This is a genomic window from Phytohabitans rumicis (genome assembly GCF_011764445.1).
GTDB lineage: Bacteria > Actinomycetota > Actinomycetes > Mycobacteriales > Micromonosporaceae > Phytohabitans > Phytohabitans rumicis.
The window spans coordinates 457,665-473,605 of record NZ_BLPG01000001.1; the positions used below are offsets into that span (position 1 = coordinate 457,665).

General features: G+C 72.5%; 14 protein-coding genes and 1 pseudogene. 6 read left to right on the top strand and 9 right to left on the bottom strand.

Translation table 11 applies throughout. From position 1 onward, the window contains the following. Positions 1-17: 17 nt before the first annotated feature. From Prum_RS02025 to Prum_RS49080, 6 genes are read left to right on the top strand one after another with little or no spacing between them, the layout of a single operon-like run. On the top strand, positions 18-1,517 hold the full coding sequence (locus tag Prum_RS02025; protein WP_173073466.1) for an FGGY-family carbohydrate kinase: 1,500 nt from the start codon (positions 18-20) through the stop codon (positions 1,515-1,517). Further along, complete coding sequence (locus Prum_RS02030; RefSeq protein ID WP_173073468.1) at positions 1,514-2,137, top strand: histidine phosphatase family protein; 624 nt, start codon at positions 1,514-1,516, stop codon at positions 2,135-2,137. The genes Prum_RS02025 and Prum_RS02030 overlap by 4 nt, the downstream gene beginning before the upstream one ends. Further along, entirely contained in the window at positions 2,134-2,922 is a 789-nt protein-coding gene (locus tag Prum_RS02035) for a DeoR/GlpR family DNA-binding transcription regulator (protein WP_246277587.1), read from the top strand. Before Prum_RS02030 ends, Prum_RS02035 begins: the two co-directional genes overlap by 4 nt. Continuing rightward, positions 2,919-4,349 carry an FGGY family carbohydrate kinase gene (locus tag Prum_RS02040; protein ID WP_173073472.1) on the top strand — a complete coding sequence of 477 codons (1,431 nt, stop codon included), beginning with the start codon at positions 2,919-2,921 and terminating at the stop codon, positions 4,347-4,349. The genes Prum_RS02035 and Prum_RS02040 overlap by 4 nt, the downstream gene beginning before the upstream one ends. Then, positions 4,346-4,720 carry a Rossmann-fold NAD(P)-binding domain-containing protein gene (locus tag Prum_RS49075; RefSeq protein ID WP_218576952.1) on the top strand — a complete coding sequence of 125 codons (375 nt, stop codon included), beginning with the start codon at positions 4,346-4,348 and terminating at the stop codon, positions 4,718-4,720. Before Prum_RS02040 ends, Prum_RS49075 begins: the two co-directional genes overlap by 4 nt. An 11-nt stretch (positions 4,721-4,731) precedes the next feature. Beyond that, positions 4,732-5,373 (top strand): NAD(P)-dependent oxidoreductase, encoded by a 642-nt coding sequence (locus Prum_RS49080; protein ID WP_218576953.1) that lies wholly within the window; start codon positions 4,732-4,734, stop codon positions 5,371-5,373. A 489-nt stretch (positions 5,374-5,862) separates the two neighbouring features. Here the strand turns inward: Prum_RS49080 and Prum_RS02050 are convergent, their stop codons facing one another. The 9 genes and pseudogenes from Prum_RS02050 to Prum_RS50715 form a co-directional block, all read right to left on the bottom strand. Then, positions 5,863-9,015 (bottom strand): glycosyl hydrolase, encoded by a 3,153-nt coding sequence (locus Prum_RS02050; RefSeq protein WP_218576954.1) that lies wholly within the window; start codon positions 9,013-9,015, stop codon positions 5,863-5,865. Further along, positions 9,012-9,836 carry a carbohydrate ABC transporter permease gene (locus Prum_RS02055; protein ID WP_218576955.1) on the bottom strand — a complete coding sequence of 275 codons (825 nt, stop codon included), beginning with the start codon at positions 9,834-9,836 and terminating at the stop codon, positions 9,012-9,014. Before Prum_RS02055 ends, Prum_RS02050 begins: the two co-directional genes overlap by 4 nt. Further along, positions 9,833-10,717, bottom strand: a complete 885-nt coding sequence (locus tag Prum_RS02060) for a carbohydrate ABC transporter permease (RefSeq protein ID WP_173073474.1) — start codon at positions 10,715-10,717, stop codon at positions 9,833-9,835. The genes Prum_RS02055 and Prum_RS02060 overlap by 4 nt, the downstream gene beginning before the upstream one ends. Continuing rightward, the gene (locus Prum_RS02065) at positions 10,714-12,006 is read right to left on the bottom strand and encodes an ABC transporter substrate-binding protein (RefSeq protein WP_246277588.1); all 1,293 of its coding nucleotides are present in this window, start codon (positions 12,004-12,006) and stop codon (positions 10,714-10,716) included. Before Prum_RS02065 ends, Prum_RS02060 begins: the two co-directional genes overlap by 4 nt. A 169-nt stretch (positions 12,007-12,175) precedes the next feature. After that, positions 12,176-12,961 carry an L-rhamnose 1-dehydrogenase Lra1 gene (gene lra1, locus Prum_RS02070; protein WP_281368829.1) on the bottom strand — a complete coding sequence of 262 codons (786 nt, stop codon included), beginning with the start codon at positions 12,959-12,961 and terminating at the stop codon, positions 12,176-12,178. A gap of 10 nt (positions 12,962-12,971) precedes the next feature. Then, positions 12,972-13,550 (bottom strand): enolase C-terminal domain-like protein, encoded by a 579-nt coding sequence (locus Prum_RS49085; protein ID WP_246277589.1) that lies wholly within the window; start codon positions 13,548-13,550, stop codon positions 12,972-12,974. A gap of 164 nt (positions 13,551-13,714) precedes the next feature. Further along, positions 13,715-14,038: pseudogene (locus Prum_RS50710) on the bottom strand (hypothetical protein); the annotation flags it as partial. A gap of 113 nt (positions 14,039-14,151) precedes the next feature. Continuing rightward, positions 14,152-15,054, bottom strand: a complete 903-nt coding sequence (locus tag Prum_RS02080) for a zinc-dependent alcohol dehydrogenase (RefSeq protein WP_246278513.1) — start codon at positions 15,052-15,054, stop codon at positions 14,152-14,154. Continuing rightward, the gene (locus tag Prum_RS50715) at positions 14,964-15,911 is read right to left on the bottom strand and encodes an MBL fold metallo-hydrolase (RefSeq protein WP_246277590.1); all 948 of its coding nucleotides are present in this window, start codon (positions 15,909-15,911) and stop codon (positions 14,964-14,966) included. Before Prum_RS50715 ends, Prum_RS02080 begins: the two co-directional genes overlap by 91 nt. Positions 15,912-15,941 lie beyond the last annotated feature (30 nt).

Consider the following 15,941-nt stretch of genomic DNA (forward strand, 5'->3'; position numbering starts at 1 on the left):
CTTGTTATATTCCACGCATGGTTCACACGTCAGCGGCCACCGACCCGGTGTGGGTCGGGGTCGACGTGGGCACGCAGAGCCTGCGCGTCGCGGTCGTCGATGGCAGCGGCACGCTGATCGGCCAGGGCTCCCGCGTGCTGTCGAGCCATCGCGCGCCCGGCCGCATCCACGAGCAGGACCCGTCGGCGTGGTGGCGCGCCCTCGGCGAGGCCAGCCGCGTGGCGCTTGCCGGCGTCGCTCCCGAGCGGGCCCGCGGCATCGCGCTGGGCAGCACGTCCGGGACCGTCCTGTTCACCGACCGGACCGGCGCCGCGCTCGGCCCCGCGCTCATGTACGACGACGCGCGGGCGGCCGCCGAGGAGCGCCGCGCCGCCGAGGCCGGCGGCGAGTTGTGGGTGTCCCTCGGCTACCCCATGCAGCGGTCCTGGGCGCTGCCCAAGGCGCTCTGGCTGCTCGGCCAGGCGGACGCGGCCACCCGGCGGGCGGCCGAGCGCGGCGGGATCCGGCTCGCGCACTCCGCCGACTACCTCGCCGGCCGGCTGGCCGGTGCGCCGGTCGCCACCGACTTCAGCCACGCGCTCAAGACTGGGTACGACCTGGCCGCCCACCGCTGGCCGACGGAGGTGCTCGACCAGCTCGGCGTGCCGCTGGCGATCCTGCCGGACGTGGTCCGCCCGGGCAGCCGGCTCGGCACGGTCGACCAGGCGGCCGCCGAGCACACCGGGCTGCCGGCCGGCACGCCGGTGCTCGCCGGGATGACCGACGGCTGCGCCGCCCAGATCGCGGCGGGCGCCCTGTCCCCCGGCGAGTGGAACTCGGTACTCGGCACCACGCTCGTGCTCAAGGGCGTCACCGCCGAGCGGCTCGCCGACCCCGGCGGCGCCGTGTACTCCCACCGGCACCCGGACGGCGGCTGGCTGCCCGGCGGGGCGTCGAACGTGGGCGCCGGGTCGATACCGCCGGAGTTCCGCCGCGACCCGGCCGGCTGGGACGAGGGCGCGGCGCTCTTCGAGCCGTCCAGCGCCGTGGCGTACCCGCTGGTCTCGCCGGGCGAGCGGTTCCCGTTCGTCCGGCCGGACGCCGAGGGGTTCCGGCTCGGCAGCCCGCGCTCCGAGCCCGACCGGTACGCCGCCATCCTGCAGGGCGTCGCGTACGTCGAGCGGCTCTGCTACGCGTACCTGCAAACGCTGGGCGCGCGGGTGGACGGCCGCACGATGGTGACCGGGGGCGGCAGCCGCAGCGCATACTGGACCCAGTTGCGGGCGGATGTGCTCGGCCGGCCGCTGCACCATCCGGCCCAGCCGGAGCCGGCGTTCGGGATGGCCGTGCTGGCGGCGGCGGGCAACGGCTCGCTGTCCGTCACCGCCCGGCACATGGTGCGCCTGGTCGGCGTCACCGAGCCCCGGGCCGGCGCGGCGGCGCGGTTCGCCGAGTCGTTCGGGCTGTTCGTGGAGGAGCTGGTCCGGCGCGGCTACATCGACGCCGGCCTGGCCAAGCGCGCGCAAGGGGCCACATGACGCTGATCCACCTGACCCGGCACGGGCAGACGCCGTGGCACCGGCCCAACCGGTACACCGGCAGCTCGGACGTCGACCTCGACGAGGTCGGCGTGCGGCAGGCGGACGCCCTGGCGCGGTGGGCGCAGAGCGCCGGACTGACCGCGCTGGCCTGTTCCGACCTGCGCCGCGCCGGGCAGACGGCCGCGCCGGTGGCGGCCCGGACCGGCCTGGCGCCGCTGGTCGACAAGCGCCTGCGGGAGCTGGACTTCGGGCTGGCGGAGGGGCGGACACTGGCCGAGGTACGCGCGGAGCATCCCGAGGTGGTCGAGCGGTTCGTGGCCGACCCGGATGGGCGGCACTTCCCGGGCGGCGAGGCGCCCGCCGACGCCGTGTCCCGAGGGATCGCCGCGCTGGGCGAGCTCGCCACGGCGTACCCGGAAGGAAGCGTGCTGGTGATCGCGCACAGCACGCTGATCCGGCTCGTCGTGTGCGCGGTGCTGGGCGTTCCGCTGCGGGAGTACCGCCGCAAGCTCCCCCGGCTGGCGCCGGCGTCGCGCACGGAGCTGGAATTCGGCGCCGGCGGCGCGGTCGCGCTGCTGGCCTACAACGTGGGTCTCGACGCAGGATGTGCGGCATGACCGCCACCCCGTCGGCCGAGCGCAGCCGGCCCGCCCAACGCCAGGCCGAGATCGCCGAGTACGTCGTCAGCCACGGCTCCGTCTCCGCCACCGACCTCGCCGATCAGTTCGGCGTCAGCCTGATGACGATCCACCGCGACCTGGACGAGCTGGAGCGGCAGGGCGTCGTGCGCAAGCACCGCGGCGGCGTCAGCGCCCAGCCGTCGAGCGTGTTCGAGAGCAACGTGTCGTACCGTCTACAGGCGACGCTGCCGGAGAAGCGGGCGCTGGCCCGGCAGGCCCGCACGCTCATCGAGCCCGGCATGGCCGTCATGCTCGACGACTCGACGTCCACATTGGAGCTCGCACGGCTGCTCGACGGGATCACCCCGCTGACCGTGGTGACGAACTTCCTGGAGACCGTCAAGCTCCTCGCCGGCCGGCCCGGGATCCGGCTGCTCACGCTCGGCGGGGAGTACCACCCGACGCACGACTCGTTCCTGGGCGTGCCGTGCATCGAGGCCGTCGAGGCGCTGCGGGTCGACGTGCTCTTCGCCTCGACGTCCGCCATCTCCGGCGGCTACGCGTACCACCAGGAGCAGGAGATCGTGCTGGTGAAGCGGGCGATGATGCGGGCGGCCCAGCGTTCGGTGCTGATGGTCGACCACACCAAGCTGGGCCGGGTCGCCCTGCACCGGCTGGCGCCGCTGCGCGAGTTCGAGCTGGTGCTGACCGACGGGCAGGCGGACCGGCAGTCGCTGGCGGAGATGCGCGAGCACGGCGTGCGGTACGAGGTGGTCGCGTGATCATCGGGCTCGACCTGGGCACCACGCTCATCAAGGCCGTCGCGTTCGCCGACGACGGCACGCCGCTGGCCCGCGCCGCCCAGCGCACCCGGCTGGACCGGCCCGGCCCCGGCCGGTACGAGCAGGACGTCACCGAGGTCTTCGCCGCGGCTGAGTCGGTGCTCAGCGAGCTGGCGGTCCGTGGATCGGTCGACGCGGTCGGCATCACCGGGCAGGGCGACGGCGTGTGGCTGGCCTCCGCCGACGGCGAGCCGGTGCGGCCGGCCGTCTCGTGGCTGGACGCCCGCGCCACCGACATCCTCGACCGCTGGCAGGCCGACGGCACCCTCGAAGCGCTGTTCCGGCGTACCGGATCGCTGCTCTTCCCCGGTGCGGCCGCGCCGATCCTGGCCGCCCTCGCCCGCGAGGAGCCGGCGGCCCTGGACGCGGCCACCACCGCCGGCTACTGCAAGGACCTGGTCCTGCAGCGGCTCACCGGCCTGCGCGCCACCGACCCCTCGGACGCCTCGGTGCCGTTCCTCGACCCACACACCGGCGACTACGCCGACGACCTGGTAGAGCTGTGCGGCCTCACGCCGTACCGGCGGCTGCTCGCCCCCGTGACGCGCCTGCCCACCGCCCCGCTATCCACAGTGGCCGGCGCCCGCACCGGCCTGCCCGCCGGCACCCCGGTCGTCGCGGCACCGTACGACCTGCCCGCCTGCGCCTGGGGCGGCGGTGTCACGCAGGTCGGCGACGGGCTGCTCATCATCGGCACCACGCTCGCCTGCCAGGTGCTGACCGACACCGTCGACACGGCCGGCGAGCCGTGCGGCCTCACGCTCGCCACCTGGACCGAGGGGCGCTGGCTGCGCGCGATGCCGGCGATGGTCGGCGCCGCCGCCCTGGACTGGGTGCTGGCCACCACAGGCTCCACAGTGGACGACCTGCCCGGCCTGCTCGAGTCCAGTCCGACCGGCGCCAACGGCGTCACCGTGCTGCCGTTCTTCGCCGAGGCGGGCGAGCGGGCGCCGTTCGTCGAGCCGCGCGCCCGCGCCCGCGTCGACGGCCTGCACGTCGGCACCGGCCGCGCCGACCTCGTCCGCGCCGCCGCGGAGGCCATCGCGTACGCCGCCCGCCACTGCCTCACCGCCGCCGGCCTCACCGGCGAACTCGTCGTCTGCGGCGGCGGCGCGTCCAGCCGTCCGTGGCTGCAGATCTTCGCCGACGTGCTGGACCGGCCGCTGCGCGCCCTCGCCGGCGACGAGGTCGGCGCCCGCGGCGCCGCCCTGGCCGCCCGCCAGGCCATCGGGCTGCCCGGCTGGGCCGCGCCGTCCGGGGTGGTCGTCGAGCCGTCGTCCGCTTCCGCGGCGGTCTACGCCGACGGATACGCCCGCTACCTGCGGGCGGTCGAGCACGCACGAGAATGGTGGAGGACGCAGCCGTGAGGATCCTGGTCGCCGGCGACCACTTCGTGACCCCTTCGCTCGTGGCCTCGGCGCTCGGGTCCGATGTGGACATCGCGACGCTGCTGCTGCCTTGGCCGTACGAGCCGTTCGGGCCGGTCGCGGAGGTCGACGAGGCGTCCGGCGACGAATCCTCACTCATCGCGGCGTTGGCCGGCGTGGAGGTCGCGGTGACCCAGATGGCGCCGTTCACGGAACGCGTCATCGAGGCCGCCGACGCGCTGCGCCTGATCGTGTGCACCCGGGGCGGGCCGGTCAACGTCAACGTCGCGGCGGCCGCCAAGCGGGCATCGCGGTCTGCGCCACCCCCGGCCGCAACGCCCCGGCCGCCGCCGAACACGCCATCGCCCTGACGCTGGCCGCGTTGCGCCGCATCCCTTCCGTCGACGCCACCGTCCGCGGCGGGGAATGGCGCAGCGACCTCTACGCGCTGAGCGCCGCCGGCCACGAGCTCGCCGGCACCACGGTCGGCCTCATCGGGTACGGCGCCATCGGCGCCCGCGTCGCCCGGATCCTACGCGCCTTCGACGCCTCCGTCGTGGTGTACGACCCGTACGCCACCGCTGACGCCTCCTTCGTGTCCACTCTGGACGAGCTGCTGTCCCGCTCGTTCGTGGTGAGCCTGCACGCCCGGCTGACCCCCGAGACCCGGCACCTGATCGACGCGGCCGCCGTGGCGCGCATGCCGCACGGTGCGGTGCTGGTGAACACCGCCCGGGGCGGCCTGGTCGACTACGACGCGGTCGTGGACGCGCTGGAGTCCGGCCAGCTCGGTGCGGCGGCGTTCGACGTGTACGACCCGGAGCCCATCCCACCCGGCGCGAGGCTGCTGAGCGCCCCCAACGTGGTGCTCACCCCGCACCTCGCCGGCGCCACCGTCCAGACCGCAGAGCGGGCGGCATCTTTGGCCGCAGCCGCCGTCGCCGCCTACCGCGCCGGCGCCCCCTCCCAGGTCTCGTCGACGCTTCGTGATCAAGGCGTCCTTCAAGTGGTGATAGCGACTTGAGGGACGCCTTGATCACGGAGAGGGTCTACCAGCGGAGGGTGACGGGGCCGAGGAGGCCGGTCACGCGTTGGCCGGGGAAGACGAAGTGGGTGGGGCTGACGGCGTCCAGGTACGGCGCCAGGGTGCCGTACACGACCACCTCCACTTCGTTGTCGCCCGCTCGCAAGGAGTCGCCTGTCTCGAAGGTGTACGGGGAGCACACCCGGGCGCCGAGCGGCTGGCCGTTGAGGGTGACCTCGGCCGTGCCCCGCACCCGGCCCAGGTCCACGATGGCCGGACCGCCGGAGGCGGTGAAGCTGGTCCGGTAGCGGACGCCGCCGCTGTACTCGGGCAGGCCCACCTGCTCCCAGTCCCCCAGCGCGATCGTGCCGGTGCCGACCTCGAACGTCACCGGGCCGGCCAGGATCGCGCCGTGCGAGTGGCCGGGCCGGGTCACGACGCGCAGCGTGCACTCCCTCGCACCGGCGGAAGCCGAGCCCAGGTCGACCGTCAGCGCGACCGGGTCGCCGGCATCCTTCGCCAGCTCGTTGCCCTCCACCGAGATCGCCACTTCGCCGTACGCGGACAGGCGCATCGAGGTGGCCCCGGGCGGCACCACGAAGGACAGCCACTGCACCGCCTCCTGCTCGGGCGCGGCGAGCACCACGGGCAGCACCGTGCCGTCGTCCGGCATCCCGGAGAGCCAGTTCGTGTCGGGCAGCGGGTGGGGGCGGCGGGGAAGTGCAGGGCGGCGGGGTCGCCGTACTGGCGGCGGCGTACCAGGGTGGGCACGGGGTGGCCGTCGCGGGCGGCGGTCCAGTGCCGGCCGGAGCGGACCGCGCCGTCGACCAGCACCGCGCCGGCCACCGACCCCTCGGTGTACTCGACCGACAGTTCGTTGTCGCCGGGGTTCAGGTACGCGGTGAGGTCGTACCGGCGTACCCGGGGCGTCTCCTGTTCGGCGTACGGCTCGAACCCGCCCTGCCGGCCGACCTCCACGCCGTTGACCCGCACCACGCACTTCTCCCGGGCGGCGAGCTGCACGACGGCGGAGGACGCCGCGAGCGTGGTGCGCAGGACGACCTGTGAGCCGGCGACAAAAGAGCCAGCCACCATCCACTCCGGACGCGCGAAGCGGGCCGGGTCGCCGACCACGGTGATGTACGCCCGCAGGTCGACGTCTTCGTCCGGGGTCAGCGTCAGCTCCAGCGGGTGCCGGCCCGGGGCCAAGCGCACCGGCGCCATCGCCAGGTAGCCCTCGTCGTCGAAGGCCAGCGGGACGCCGTCGACCGTGCCGGACTTGGCGGCGGCGGCACCGACGGCGAGCCACCCGTCGACGGCGTCGCGCACGACCAGGTCGGTGCGCACGCGCACGGGCTCACCGGCGTTCGCCGGGCCGAGCGCGAGGAACTCCTCCGGCACGTGACCCTTGGGCCCGAGCGTCTCACGGTGGATCGGGTCCTTGCGGATGCCCCGCGACGTGGAGTACACCAGCGGGCCGGACGAGGACACGGCGTGCGGGCCGAAGGTGGCGTACGCCGCGCCGGTCGAGGCGCGCATCTCCCACCGCTGCACCGGCACGGCGGCACCGGCGGGGCGGGCGAAGTCACCCCACGCGTTGTCCATCGTCGGCACCAGGTCCATCGTCCACTGTGTACCGAGGTCGAGCGCGCGAGGCAAGGCCGCCGGAGGCGGAGAGGGCACCGAGGGAGCGAACACCAGCAGGGCGGCCGGGCCGCCGTCGAACGGGACCCGCACGTCCACGGCGTCGCCCACCGGCGTGCATTCCAGGGAACGCGTCCGGCCGGTGAACGGGTCGACCAGCGTGGCGTGCGGCGGGACGCCGCGCACCCGTACCGGGACGCTGTCGTGGTAGCGGCCGGGGTCGAAGTCGTACTCGGCGTCCAGCCAGCCGAGCGAGATGCCGCGCGCGTCCGGGTTACCGACGGAGACCTCGCTGGCCCTCGGCGCCACCGCCGGCACGAAGACGACGCGGACGCCGTCCACCTCGCGGACCAAGGTGGGCACCGGCGCGTCGACCGGCGGCGGCACGGCCGCGAGTACGGCGCCGAGATCATCGACGTCGCGCACGAAGTGTGCCCGGCCCGCCTCGAAGTGAGCGAGCAGAGCGCCGTGATCGGGCAGCGCGCCGACCGCGACCAGCAGGCCGCCGCCGGCCACGAACGCGTCGAGCCGCTCGGCGACCCGCCCGTCCAGCACCGTGCAGGCGGGCAGCACGATCACGCGGTACGCCTCGTCGGCGACCCGCACCCGGCCGCCCGTGACGTCGGCGCGCGCCAGCGAGTCGTCGTCGATCACGTCGGCCTCGCGGCGCAGCCGGTCCAACACACCTGGCACGGTGCGGAACCACGTCATGTCCCCCACCAGGTCCAGGTACGTCGCGTGGGCCAGCCGGGCCGCCGCGTTCGTGGCGACCTCCGTCGTGGCGGCGCCCGGCACGCCGGTGCCGGCCTGCACCGTCGTGGTGGGCAGCAGCACCGCCACGTCGCACACGTGCCGGCCCTGCGAGAGCGCCGCGCACAGCCGGGCCACCGCGCCGGCGAAGACCGGATAGTGCTTCCAGTACGGCTGGCGCCAGTCGGTCGACGGGGGCGCCCACTCCCACCAGCCGCCCTTGGTGGAGTAGTACGTGGCGTGCGGGTCGTACAGGGTGGCGCCGGCCCGCAGCCACGGCAGCAGCCAGTCGAAGGTCTCCTCCAGCGTGCCGCCCCACCCACTGGAGTGGAACGCCTCCAGCCAGGTGCGCGGGTGCCCGTACAGGTGGGCCAGCGACGCGTGCAGGCGGGCGTCGCCGTGGTGGTCCGAGCCGGGGGCGCTGAACCAGCGGTGGGTGCGGGCGTAGTCGGCGTACAGCTGGACGCCCTCGATCGGGTGGCCGGCGCGGGCCGGGTCCTGCTGGTCGCAGGCGGACAGCAGGCCGTGCCGGGCGTGCCACTCGGCGTGCGGCTTGAAGAACGCCTCCTCGGCCAGCTCGGCCCGGGTCAGGTGGTAGTCGCGGCGCACGTGGCGGCCATCGATGGAGTCCACATTCCACAGTGCCGGCAGCAGCGGCACGAGGTCGTATCCGCGGCGCCGCTCGAACTCCGCCGCGAACGTCGGCGACCACGTCGGCATCGCCGGCAGCTCGTCCTGGAACGAGCCGACGATGACGGTGCCGAGGTGGTGCCCGAGCCGCCGCTCGAACTCGCCGTGGACCCGGTCCAGCAGGGCGGCACAGGCTTGCGGCGACAGGTAGTCGAAGCCGCCGGTCTCGACCGTGCCGTCCGGGCGCAGCCACTGTCCCGCGTACGACGGCTCGGCCTCGACGATCCGGGCCGGGATGTCGGCCCCGGAGAAGCCGATCTGGTCGTAGAACCACAGCGACACGCCCAGCTCGGCGGCGTCGGCGCAGACCTGCTCCAGCGTCGCCCACCAGCCGTCGGAGAAGAACGCCGGCTGGTCCGGGTCGCTGCCGAACAGCGGCCCGGTGGCGGCCAGGTTGGTGAGCACCAGGTTGTGGATGCCACCCGCGGCGTACCGCTCCAGCTGCCAGCGCAGCCGGCGCCGGTCCAGCGGCTCGCCGCTCCACCACCAGATGGCCGTGGGCGAGAACGCGCGCGGCGGGTCGGCCAGCACCGCCGCCAGCGACTCGGGCAGGCTCATCCCTTGAGCCCGCTCGCGAAGCCCTTGATGACGTACCGCTGCAACACCAGGAACACCACCAGAATCGGGATGGCGCCGAGGACCAGCCCGGCGAAGACGAGGCCGTAGTCGGACACGTACTGGCCGACGAACGCGAAGATGCGCACCGGGACCGTCTCCTTGTCCGAGCCGGCCAGGTAGAGCAGCGGCGTGAAGAAGTCGTTCCAGATGAACACCGCGTTGAGGATCAGCACGGTCCCGGTGATCGGGCGCAGCAGCGGGAACACGATCCGGGTGTACGCCTGCAGGTGCGAGGCGCCGTCGACGAGCGCCGCGGCGGCGTACTCCTGCGGGAGCGCCCGGATGAAGCCGGTGTAGAGGAAGACCGTGAACGGCAGCTGGATGCCCGTGTAGAACAGGATGATGGACTGGTAGCCGCCGATCAGGTCGAGGCGGGAGAAGAGGTTGTACAGCGGGATCATCCCGAGCTGGAACGGCAGCACGATGCCGAGCAGGAACAGGATGTACAGCCCGTACCCGAGGCGGGTGCCGGTGCGCGCCACCCAGTACGCAGCACACGACCCGATCACGATCAACAACACCAGACTCACCACAGTAATCAGCGTGCTGCTCAGCAGCGCGCCGCCCAGCGACGCGGACGACCACGCCTGCGTGTAGTTATCCAAGGTGGGCGGCTTCGGTAAAGCTAGTGGGCTCTTGGCGGTCTGCGCCGGGTCTTTCAGCGAAAGCGTGACGAGCGCGTACACCGGGAAAAGGAAAAGGACGCCGGCCGCCACCATCAGCAACTCAAGCACAAACGTCCGCGGACGGTAACGGTTCACGCGTTGTCCTCCCGGGCGCGCAGGTAGCGGATCTGCACCAGCGACACGGCCGCCACGAACAGGGCGAGCACGAGGGCCACGGCCGTGCTGTAGCCGTACCGGCCGAACACGAACGCCTGCTTGTAGAGCACTGTGGACAGTGTCTCGGTCGCGTACCCGGGACCGCCGCCGGTCGCCGCGAACACCTGGTCGAAGAGCTTGAGCCCGCCGATCGTGGAGAGCATCACGTTGATCGTCGTGGCCGGCGCCAGAAGCGGCCAGGTCACGTACCGGAAGCGGGCCACCGGGCCGGCGCCGTCGATGGTGGCCGCCTCGCGGACGTCCTTGCCGATGCCCTCCAGCCCGGCCAGGAAGATCACCATCGAGTAGCCGGCGTTCTGCCAGACCACCATCGCGGCGACCGACCACAGCGCCAGCGACGGGTCGCCGAGCCAGTCCTGGCGCAGCGAGCCCAACCCGACGGCACCGAGCAGGCCGTTGAGGCCCGCGTCGGGCGCCGGGTTGTAGACGTACTTCCACAGGAACGCGATCATGACCGGGCTGACCACGACCGGGGCGAAGAAGACGGCCCGCAGCACCATTCTGCTCTTGATGCGGGCGTGCACGCCGAGCGCGAGCAGCAGGCCGATTCCATTCTGGACGACCACGATGGCGACGGTCAGCAGCAGCGTGTTCTTCAGCGCCCCGAGCGACTGGTCGTCGTGCAGCAGGGTGTCGAAGTTGCGCAGCCCCACGAACGACCAGTCGCCGATGCCGGTCCAGTCGGTGAACGCGTACACGACACCGGCCACGCTCGGGTAGATCACGATCGCGGCATAGACCAGCAGCGCGGGCGCCACGAACAGCCACGGTGGGCCGAGGCGGCTTCTCTTCTTGCTCACTGCTTCTTGTACGCCTCGTCCATCTTGGTCAGGGCCTGGTCGACGGTGATCTTCTTGGCCAGCAGCTCCTGGATCACCGAGAAGTGGGTGGGCTGCACCTCCGCGTTCGGCCAGCGGGAGCCGACCGGCGCGACCCGGCCGGCGTCCAGCAACGGCAGGAACGACTGAAGCGCCGGGTCCACTTTGGAGCTGGCGTCGCGCTTGAGCGGGATCGCGGCGACGACCTCGCACCATTTGTTCATGTTCTCCTGCTGGCCGAGGTACTCGATGAACTTGAGCGAGGCGTCCTTGTTCTTGCTCTTGGCGTGCACGCCGACGCCCACGTTGGCCGCGCCCCAGGTGTAGACCTGGTCGGCGCTGTCCGCGTTCGGGAACGGGAACATGTCGATGTCGTCCTTGTTGGTCGCCGCGTCGCGGAACGCCGGCAGCAGCGGGGCGACCTGTACGGCCATGGCCGCCTGCCCGGTGCCGACCATCGCCGTCTGCTGCTCCAGCGTGGTGCCGTTGGGGTTGTCGTTGAAGAAGCCGCGGTCGCGCAGGCTCATGTAGAGCTCCATCGACTGCTTCCAGCCGGAGTTCAGGAACGTCGCCTTGCCGGCCAGCATCTGGTCGTCGAAGTCGGGGGTGTCGCGGTAGACGTACCCGGCCACCAGCGCGTAGGTGATCAACTGCGTCACCCACTGGGTCTGCGCGCCGAGGGCGATCGGCACCTTGCCGGCCTTCTTGAACGTCTCGCACGCGGTGAGCAACTCCGGCCAGGTCTTGGGGATCTGCACCCCGGCCGCGGAGAACACGCTCTTGTTGTAGATCGCGCCGATGACGGTCAGGCCGGAGGAGAAGAGGTAGACCTTGCCGTCGTACGAGAAGGACGCCTTGAGGTTCGCCGGGATGCTGGCCGTCCACGGCTGGCCGCTCAGGTCGGCGAGCAGCCCCGCCTTGCCCAGGTCGACGGTGGACATCGTGTTGCCGGCGCCCGGGTACAGCACGTGGATGTCGGGAGCGTTTCCGCCGCCGAGTTGGGCGCGCACGGACGTCGTCACCTGGTCGGTGGGCGCGTACGAGGTCTTGAACGTGACGCCGGCGCCGCCGTCCGTGTACGCCTTGGTCAGCACGTCGAGCGGGCCCTTCTCGTCCGCGACGCCGATCAGGCTCAGCGTGGTGGAGCCGCCGCCGGAGGCGTCGTCGTCGCCGCAGGCGGTGAGCAGGCCGGGTACGCCGGCGCCGAGCGCCAACCCGCCGACCAACCGCAGGAACTGGGCCCGGTTCAGACCGTTATCTGTCGCTGTCATTCGTTCCTCATCCCATGGACTGTGAGAGTGAGTGTTAAAAGTACGAGAAATCTTGTTACGTGGAGCCTAAGATGACGTGATCAGCATGTCAAGGCTGACGTATTACCAGGTCAGAGCACACATGAGGGCGTGATGACCGGCCGTGATAACCGCGCTATGCGCTGTTAAATCACTGGAGGTTGACGAAGAGCCCGCCGTCGACGAGCAGGCTCGCGCCGGTGACGTACCGGGCGGCGTCGGAGGCGAGGAAGACGACCGGTCCGGCGAGGTCCTCCGGCTCGCCGAAGCGGCCCAGGGGGATCCGCCCGTTGAGGTAGGCCCGCTTGTCCGGGTCGCTCCAGTCGTCCTTGTTGATGTCGGTGGCGATCGCGCCGGGCAGGATCGAGTTGCAGGTGATGCCGTGCGGGCCGAGCGAAACGGCCATGGACTGCATCAGCGAGTGCATGCCGGCCTTGGTGGGCGTGTAGTGGGTCTGCATGCCGCCGCCGACGAGGGCGCTGATCGAGCTGACCGCGATGATCCGGCCGCCGCGCCCCTGGGCGACCATCACCCGGGCGGCGGCCTGCGAGCACAGGAACGCGCCCTTGAGGTTGACGTCGTGGACCCGGTCCCAGAGCTGCTCGGGCATGGTGAGGAAGTCGTGGAACGGGCAGATGCCGGCGCCGTTGACCAGGATGTCGAGCCCGCCGAGCGCGGCCGTCACGTCCTCGACCATCCGGGTGACGGCGGCGCCGTCGCAGACGTCCGCCTCGACGGTCACGGCCTTGCGCCCCAGGGCCTCGATCTCGGCGGCGACCGCCGCGGCGTCCTGCGCGTTGTCGTGGCCGAACTCCGGCGTACCCGGGATGTGGTAGTTGACCGCGACGTCGGCGCCGGCGGCGGCCAGGCCCAGCGCGATGCCCCGCCCGATGCCCCGCGACGCCCCGGTCACCAGGGCGATCCGTCCATCCAGCACGGATGCCTCCTCAGTGGTCGTACGGCCGGCTCAGCGCCAGCTCGGGGTTGAGCCGCACGCCGAAGCCGGGCCGGTCGGGCACCCGGATCCGGCCACCGATCGGGATCGGCTCGTCGAGCAGGAGCGGGTGCATCATGGGCACCACCTCGCTGCCGTCCGGGTGCATCATCAGGAACTCGGTGAACGGGCTGTTCGGCCGGGTGAGCACGAAGTGGTACGAGTACACACTGGACGCGTGCGGCACGACCGCCTTGCCGTGGCTGTCGGCCAGCGCGGCGATCCGCAACAGCTCGGTGATGCCGCCGCACCAGCCGACGTCCGGCTGCACGATGTCCACCTGGCCCAGCTCCAGCAGCAGCCGGAAGCCCCACCGGGTGGCCTCGTGCTCGCCGGCGGTCAGCAGCATCCGCGGCGGCATCCGGCGGCGCAGCTCGCCGTGGCCCCAGTAGTCGTCGGGCAACAGTGGTTCCTCGATCCAGCGCAGGCCCAACCCGTCGGCGGCGTGGGCGAGGCGGGTGGCGTAGTCCAGGTCGAGCGACATCCAGCAGTCCCACATGAGCCAGAAGTCCTCACCGACCCGCTGGCGCATTTCGGCGAGGGCGGCCAGGTTGGCGCGCAGCCCCTCCTCGCCCTCGGCGGGCCGTGCTTGAGCGGCAGCTTGCCGCCGATGAAGCCCATCTTCTGGGCCAGATCCGGGCGTGGGCCGGTGGCGTAGCAGACCAGCTCGTCGCGGACCGCGCCGCCGAGCATCGCGTATACCGGCTCCTGGCGGATCTGGCCCAGCAGGTCCCACAGCGCCAGATCCACGCCGCTGATCGCGTTGAGCACCACGCCCTTGCGTCCATAGTGGATGGTGGCGCGATACATCTGGTCCCAGAGCTTCTCGACGTCGGTGACCGGCTGCCCCTCCAGCAACCGGGCCAGGTGCCGCTCGACGATCCAGGCGCCGATCTCACCGCCGACCGTGACGCCGAACCCGACGGCGCCGTCGTCGGCCTCCACCTGGACGACCAGCGTGCCGAGCACGTTGATCCCGAACGACTGGCGGCTGCCCCGGTACTGCGGATAGCGGGCCATCGGCGTGGCGATGTGGTCGTCGATCCAATGCCCGGACGCCTGGTCGTGGTAGTCCCCGCCCCCGCCGCGCACCGTGTACGCGCGCACTTGCCGGATCCGCGGCACGCCCACCCTTACGCCTCCCCGCAGTAGACCAGGATCTTGCTGGCGTCCAGCGCCCCGGAGGCGAGCCCGGCGAACGCGTCCGGCGCGCCGCCGAGGCCGGCCCGCCCGTCGACGAGGTGCTCCAACCCCGGCGGCCGGGTCGCCACCCAGGCCGCCGTCTCGCGGAACTCCCGCGCCGGGTAGCAGAAGCTGCCGATGACGCTGCGCTCGTAGGTGCTGACCGCGTACGCGGCGACGCTCACCTCGGGGGCGTTCATCCCGACCAGCACGACGCGGGCGCCCAGCGCGGAGCCGGCGAAGGCCGCCGCGAGGCTGGCGCTGCTGCCGACCGCGTCCAGCACCACCGTGGCCATGTCGCCCAGGTCGGCCAGGTCCGCCGGCTCGACGGCCTCGAAGCCCAGCCGGGACACCAGCGCCCGCCGGCTCGCGGTCGGCTCGCTCACCACCACGACGGCGGCGCCGAGCCGGCGCGCCGCCAGGGCGCATGCCTGCCCGATCGGCCCGCCGCCGATCACGAGCACCCGGTCGTCCGGGCTCACCCCGCCGCGCACCGCCGCGTGGTAACCCACCGACAACGGCTCGACCAGAGCGCCGTACTCGATGGGGGTGTCGACCGGGAGGACGACCACGTTGCCGGCCGGCACGGCCATGAGCTCGGCGAACGCCGACCGGTAGGTGGGGTCGACGCCGATGATCCGGCGGCCCGCGCACAGCTGCTCGGTGCCGGCGGCGCACTGCGCGCAGATCCCGCAGCCGATCACCGGGTTGACCGTGACCAGCGCGCCCGAGCCTTCGATCCGGCCGACCGTCTCGTGGCCCATCACCTGCCCGGGGTGGCGCCGCCCGTTCTCGCCGGTGTAGCCATGCAGGTCGGAGCCGCAGATGCCGGTGGCGGCGACCCGGACGAGCACCTCGCCCGGTCCGGGCTCGGGATCCGGCAGCTGCTCGACCCGGATGTCGTTGGGGCCGTGGAAGACGAGCGCGCGCATCGGTCACTCCCCGCGATGACGCCGTCGGCGTACCGGTCGAAGACCTTGGGGTCGTAGAGCGGCACGATGTGGTCGGCGACCCGGCGGGTGCGCTCGTAGCAGGCGAGCCCTTCGTACATGTTCTCGTTGATGCCGAGCATCCGGCCCTCCTCGACGTTCTCGTAGTAGAAGAAGGCGTCCGACGCGACCACGGTGCCGGCGGTCGAGTCGACCTCGACGGCGATCGAGGCCCGGTGGTGCGTGCCGGCCCACCACGTCCGCAGCCCCGGCACCACCTCGTCCTCGTCCTCCAGCAGCCGCACCCGGTCCCACCCGTCGGTGACCAGGTGCACCAGCACCTCCGGGGAGATCGAGGTCCACCGGTTGTCGTGCGGGTGCTGGTGGGTGGTGTGGAAGTGGATCCAGCCGGTCTTCGACAGGCACACCTGCGCGTGGGGAAACAGCGGGATGCCGGCCGTCGTGTAGAGCTGGAACGGCGTGGCGAATACGTGGGTCACCTCGTCGGGGCGTACGCCCACGCGGGCCAGCTGCGCCTGGATGGTCTCGGTGTCGTCGCGCGCGTAGAGCGCGCGCGGCCCGAGGATCGAGGTCCAGATCTCGTTGAGGGGCCCGAGGTCGGCCGGCGCGCCGGTGTTGACCAGCGCGGTCACCCCCGGGCCGCGGACCAGCAGGACCTGGAACGTCAGCGGGAACCACCGGTCCCACTCCCCCATCCAGAACAGCTCCGGCCCGGGGATCTCCGTGCGCCCGACCGGCAACGCCTGTACCGCGAACGTCATGATCCGCACTCTACCCGCTCTGTCAAGGAT